Source organism: Eubacterium pyruvativorans, assembly GCF_900102225.1.
Lineage (GTDB): Bacteria > Bacillota > Clostridia > Peptostreptococcales > Anaerovoracaceae > Aminicella > Aminicella pyruvativorans.
Genome location: NZ_FNBF01000043.1, coordinates 1 through 5,694, shown reverse-complemented (window position 1 = coordinate 5,694; position 5,694 = coordinate 1). Strand labels below are relative to the sequence as shown.

The window sequence follows — 5,694 nt, the reverse complement described above, 5'->3', positions numbered from 1 at the left end:
ACGGACTTCGCCTTCTTGCTTGTCAACTTCACAACCTTCAGGCTGGACTTGCTGGCAGACCACTTAACCTTCTGGTTTGCCTTCAGCGTGACAGACTTCTTCACGTAGATCGTCTTCTTCGCCGGCTTAACAGTCAGCTTCTTCGCTGCGAAGGACTGGGAAGCCATAGCAGGCATGAAGGTGATCAGGCAAGCAACAGCGAGAAGTACTGCGAGAGCCTTCTTCGATGACTTAACCATTGTCATTCTCCTCCTAAATTCACTCGACAACCTCTTCATCACGGTGGATTTCCCGGTCAGAAATGGGTATTTCTGTCACGAGAAAATAACCTTATGACGATAGCCATGCGAAAAGGAATTGTTCATGCGAATGGGTGCATGAAGTTGCGCAGTGGCGGATCAAAAGATTTGATTCCGTGACCGGAAAGCCGCTGATTCCAACGGTTCCAGAACTATGATGCAATGATATTCCAAACGAGGTCCGGGAAGAATATACAGTGATAGGAACTTGCGACTCGGTTTTGTCCCGCTCACCCCCGCACTTTACAAAGCCCCTGCAGTATGATAATCTTTGGTCGGAAGCAACTGAGTCGGAGGGAACCGAATGAATTTTATTGGAAGAACAGAGGAACTGAACAGGCTGAAGAAGCTGTATCGGAAGGACGGTTTCGGAACCGCACTGATCTACGGCAGGCGGCGGGTCGGGAAGAGCGAGCTGATCAAGCAGTCGATCCGGGAGAGCGGTGAGAATGGAATCTACTATATCTGCAGTGAAAGTCAGGAGCAGTCGAATGTGGAGGGGTTGTCCCGCATTGTTTCGGAGGTGTTCGGCCTCCCGAAGCTGGGCTTTCGCAGTATCAGCGAGGTGCTGGAATATATCTTCCAGCGCAGTGAATCGGAAGCCTTCGTTTTCGTTTTGGATGAATACCCGTACCTTCGGAACAAGGTGGAAGGATTGGACAGTGTTCTCCAGTCTTTCATCGACCGCTATCAGGACACGTCCCGCATGAAGTTCGTTCTCTGTGGTTCATACGTGGAGATCATGAAGTCGCTGCTGGAGCAGAGCAATCCGCTGTACGGCAGGATCGACCTGTCCATCAATCTGAGGCAGATGGACTACTACGAATCCGCCTGGTTCTATCCGGATTTTTGTGATGAAGACAAGGTCAGGCTGTACAGTGTTTTCGGCGGCATCCCTTACTACAACCGTATGATTGACCCGAACCTTTCTGTGCGGGAAAACGTCATCGAGCTGATTGCTTCGCCGGACGCCCGGTTCATCGACGAGGTGGACAACTACCTGAAAACAGAAATAGCCAAGATCGAAAATGCGAATGAAGTGTTCGATGCCCTGGCCAGCGGGTTCGTGAAATTCAAGGACATTCGGGATCAGTCCCATGTGTCCAGCGGACCGGCACTGGCGGATACGCTGAAGAAACTCATCTCCATGGATGTGGTGGTGAAGGAGGCACCGATCAACGATGAGAACAATCCCCGGAAAGCCGGGTACTATATCAGCGACAACATGTCCCGCTTCTACTTCCGGTACATCTACCGCTTCCGCTCCCAGATGAACGTGATGAATCCGGAGGCGTTCTACGCCCATTACATCGAGAGCGATTTCGAAAGCCAGTACGTCCCGAACCGCTTCGAGATGCTGTGCCGGCAGTACCTGATCCGAAGGAACCGGGCCGGTGAAATCGACCCGCCGTTTCTCCAGATCGGAAAATACTACTATGACATTCCGGAGCAGCGAAAAAACGGCGAATTCGACGTGGTCACCGAAGATGAAACCGGCTATATTTTCTATGAGGCAAAGTTCAGAAGTAAACCGATCACAGAAGAAATGATCCGCCGGGAGATCGACCAGGTGAAAAATACCGGGCTGAACTGCTACCGCTACGGCTTTTTCTCCCGCTCCGGTTTCGAGGCGGCGGCGGACCCGGAACGAATCACCATTGGTCTGGAGGAGATGTACCGGTAATACAGAACTATCTCTATATCGGGGGCGCTGAATGGCGAGTTTAACAGGTCAGTGAAAGATTGTAAGCAGAATCATCAAACAGTGAAAGCGATGGTAATTATTATGAAGGAACGAATGATGAAGAAACTGAAGGGAACGAAGGGCTTCACTCTGGGGGAACTGCTGATTGTGGTGGGGATCATTTCGGTGCTGGTTGCCATATCGATTCCAACCTTCACGAGCCAGCTGGAGAAGGCCCGGGAAGCGACGGATGCAGCGAACATCCGCTCCCAGTATGCTCAGGTCATGACCGATGCCATCGACACGACCGGTTCGGTTAACGGCAAGGAACGGTACGGCGCAATCAGCCTGAAACAGAAGAAGGAAGGTTGGCAGAACGCCGGACTGCAGGCGAATTTGAACAGTACCTTCGGACGGGTGGAAGGATCCCCCGCAGCGAACGGAAGCGCCTGGGTGGAATTCGACGGAAATATGGCGATTCTTCATTTCGAGGGAGGTTCCGGTTCCGGCTCCGGCTCCGGTGAAAGCGGGAACACTGCCGGAGAGAGTGGTAATTCCGGGAACAGCGGCGGGAACACAGGTGGAGGAACCTCCGGAACAGCTGATCCGGATGCAATCAATCCAAACACGAATCTGCCGAATTCGTTCAACTCGGCAACCCATTCATGGGAAGCAATCGCAGCTGAAAATGCATCATACACGATCGTGCCGGGGATGGTTTACAGCTATAAGGGCTACATTTATTTCGGGACAAAGGCTGCTACATTGAAGAATGATGAATACACTCAACAGGACTTGAATGATGCAGTCAACTGGTATGCGGCAGCAAAATACACGGGAAAGATCTGGAACTCGTCCGATTTTAATAATCAGAGGACAGATGTAGCCAGAGGGGATCTCTGCAAGGTTAACAACAACTACTACGTATATAAGGACGGAGGAAATACAACGTCCGGACCGGAGAAATCCGACAGTCAATGGCAGAAAATTAATCTGAATTGATGATTAGATCATCATGGCTGATATCCTGTTTCAGGAAATAGCCCTACTCCCCCAGCTTCTCCGGATCCAGGATACGCAGGCTGCTCTGGCCGATCTTCTCCACCAGCCCCTCCTGCTCCAGTTCCTTCAGCTTGCGGCTGACGGTCTCCGGCCTGAGATTGATGCTGGAGGCGATGTCCGACAGACGGAGTGTAATGACGTCGCTGCGGATGTGCTCGGCCCGCTGCAGCAGGAATTTCGACAGCCGGGCCTTCGGTGCGGTGACATTCAGCAGGGAAATCCGGTTGTTCGCATCCAGAAGCTCCTTACTGAGGAAATGAATGACCTGAAGGGCGGCGGCCGGATCCGTCAGCGTTTTTTTTACATCCTCTCCCCGGATCCGGCACACATCCGCCTCCATCACGCACACGCAGGAATAGGGGTAGCTGCTCTCTTCCAGCAGCAGCCCCTCCCAGATCGTTTCACCGGCGGTGAAAATACGAATAATGTGTTCCGTTCCTTCCTCATCATAGCGGCAGAGCTTCACCTTTCCGCTGTGAATCCCGTAAATGGCGGTGACGGGGTCTCCTTCCCGGAATATAACCTCATCCTTCCGGTAGGTCTGACGCACCGCATGATCCATGATTTCCGCCTTCCGGGGTGCCTCCAGATCTGTTAGGAATACCACATCCTTCAGACAGTCCACATGACAGTGATGACAATGTTCCGGTATCTGATTCATTCGCTCGATCCTCCTGCCGGCATGATCAGGCGTTCCGGCCGCCGGTATAGGTGTTATGGAATATCTCTTCAGCATAAGTATCGGCCGCTTCTTTGAATTTGTCCACACTTTCCTCCTCGGATCCGCAGAACGTTTTTCCGAAGGCTTCACCGCAGCCGCAGGCCCCCGGCGTTTCCGCAACGTGAGGCATCTTCTCGTAATATTCCGGGAATGCCACGGAGTTTTCCTTGAAGATATGGACGAAGATATCCTCGAAGAGCTGCTCCATCACCTCGTAGGTATGGGCAAAAGAAGCGCAGGCATCGTTCGGCAAAGTGAAATGGTTGGTGAGTTCCTGGATCTTCTTGATCAGATCCCCCGCCTTCGAATGCTCCTCTTCCAGTTCCTTCACCGCATTGACCTGGTCGAAGTCCGGTGTCGGGTTCTCCCGCATGATCGGGAAGATCAGCCGTTCTTCCTTTGCAAAATGTTCCTTCAGGTCCGCCTCCAGCATCATATACAGGTGATGCAGCCGGGTCAGCAGTTCTCCGTGATGCGGATAGTGCACCACCAGGATCTTGTCCAGGTACGCTTCCGCCTCGTTCATCAGCTTCCGCTCGGTAATATGATGGGTACTCTCCAGATCATCCAACATCTCGCTTACAGTGAGCTCCCGGAAACGATTGATGCTGTCCGCCGTATTCGTATTTCTGTTCACTGCCTTCTCTGCCATTTCATTCAGCTTCGCCAGCAGCTCTGCCTGGTCCATCTTCTTCTCCCGGGCCAGAACGTGGATCGGGTCATGGCCGCCGCAGCAGTAATCCAGATGCAGTTCATTCAGATAAGGGATCGTCTGCGGATATTCCTTCACCACATCCGCCAGCGTCATATTTTCATTGATATTCATCGTTTCTTCCTTTCCTGTTCCGTTTCTGTTTCCATTGAATGACCCTATTCTACTGTATGATCCGGAGAAAGAAATTGATTGAAATCAAGGTTTGGAAAAACGTTGAAAAAAATATCTCCCAGATTCCCTGGCCCACTGTCGTATTGTATAATGAGGTTATACCAGACCGTCAGCTCATCACGGGCCGATCCTCAGGGCTCCGGCCCCGGGGACAGACAACTGCCCAAACGAATGCGAGGTGCTATATGGAAAATCAGAATCAGGAACAGGAAATTCGGGAAGCGATTCAGGCCGCCGACTATGCGCTGCAGTGCCTCGACAGAGCCGAGTCCCATCTGAACAGCGCATCGAACTGGGGCATCATCGACATGCTGGGCGGCGGGCTTCTGACGACCATGGTGAAACACAGCAAAATGGACGATGCAGCAGCCGACCTGAACGAAGCCAGGGACGCCCTGCAGCGATTCAGCCGGGAACTTCAGGACGTCCACTCCTTCGTGGACTTTCCGTTCAATACCGCAGACTTTCTCTCCTTCGCCGATTTCTTCTTCGACGGATTCATTGCAGACTGGCTGATGCAGGATCGGATCAATACGGCGAGAGATCAGGTGAGCGAGGCAAAACAGCGCGTGAATGCGATCAGAAGCCAGCTGAGCCAGATGGTTCAGTAGCGCTGCAGTATCATTCTTCCGATCGAACAGAATAATATTCTATTCGATATTCTATTCGAAATTCAAACGAATAATTTCTATTCTGTTCGAATCGAATAGGTTCGAGATAGACAAGAAAAAACTTATCCGTTTTCGAACGTTTTCATAGAAGGACAAAATGAAATGGTGATCGATCCGTAGTTAGGTGCTTGGCACTTCAAGTTTCATTGTATATTCTTCCAGCCCTTCTCCCGTATACCTCATTGCATCACCCCTCTGAAACCATTGAAATCTGCGGCTTTCCATCCCCGGAATCCAATTCGTCGATCCGCTGCTGCGCAACTTCATGCACCCGTCCGCATGAACAATTCCTTTTCGCATGGCTATCGTCATAAGGTTATTTTCTCGTTGCAGAAATTTCCATTTCTGAGCGGGAAATCCACCGTGATGAA

At 51.5% G+C, this 5,694-nt stretch carries 7 protein-coding genes; 3 read left to right on the top strand and 4 right to left on the bottom strand.

All coding sequences use genetic code 11. From position 1 onward, the window contains the following. On the bottom strand, positions 1–239 hold a 239-nt coding region (locus BLQ24_RS09730), incomplete at its 3' end, for a hypothetical protein (protein ID WP_143004292.1). 364 nt (positions 240–603) lie between these two features. On the opposite strand from BLQ24_RS09730, the gene BLQ24_RS09725 reads away from it, so the two are divergent. Then, a complete protein-coding gene (locus BLQ24_RS09725) occupies positions 604–1,983 on the top strand; it encodes an ATP-binding protein (RefSeq protein ID WP_090164733.1) in 1,380 nt (459 codons plus the stop codon). Between the two features lie 114 nt (positions 1,984–2,097). Further along, entirely contained in the window at positions 2,098–2,985 is an 888-nt protein-coding gene (locus tag BLQ24_RS09720; protein WP_090164732.1) for a competence type IV pilus major pilin ComGC, read from the top strand. Positions 2,986–3,028: 43 nt separating this feature from the next. Here BLQ24_RS09720 and BLQ24_RS09715 read toward each other — a convergent pair whose 3' ends face one another. Together BLQ24_RS09715 and BLQ24_RS09710 are read right to left on the bottom strand one after the other, a co-directional pair. After that, complete coding sequence (locus BLQ24_RS09715) at positions 3,029–3,706, bottom strand: Crp/Fnr family transcriptional regulator (RefSeq protein WP_176755922.1); 678 nt, start codon at positions 3,704–3,706, stop codon at positions 3,029–3,031. A gap of 25 nt (positions 3,707–3,731) precedes the next feature. Then, positions 3,732–4,592, bottom strand: a complete 861-nt coding sequence (locus tag BLQ24_RS09710; protein WP_090164730.1) for a DUF542 domain-containing protein — start codon at positions 4,590–4,592, stop codon at positions 3,732–3,734. 245 nt (positions 4,593–4,837) lie between these two features. Between BLQ24_RS09710 and BLQ24_RS09705 the strand changes: the two genes are divergently transcribed. Beyond that, positions 4,838–5,263 (top strand): hypothetical protein, encoded by a 426-nt coding sequence (locus BLQ24_RS09705; RefSeq protein WP_090164729.1) that lies wholly within the window; start codon positions 4,838–4,840, stop codon positions 5,261–5,263. A gap of 180 nt (positions 5,264–5,443) precedes the next feature. On the opposite strand, the gene BLQ24_RS10240 is transcribed toward BLQ24_RS09705, so the two are convergent. Then, on the bottom strand, positions 5,444–5,694 hold a 251-nt coding region (locus tag BLQ24_RS10240), incomplete at its 5' end, for a hypothetical protein (protein WP_207644953.1).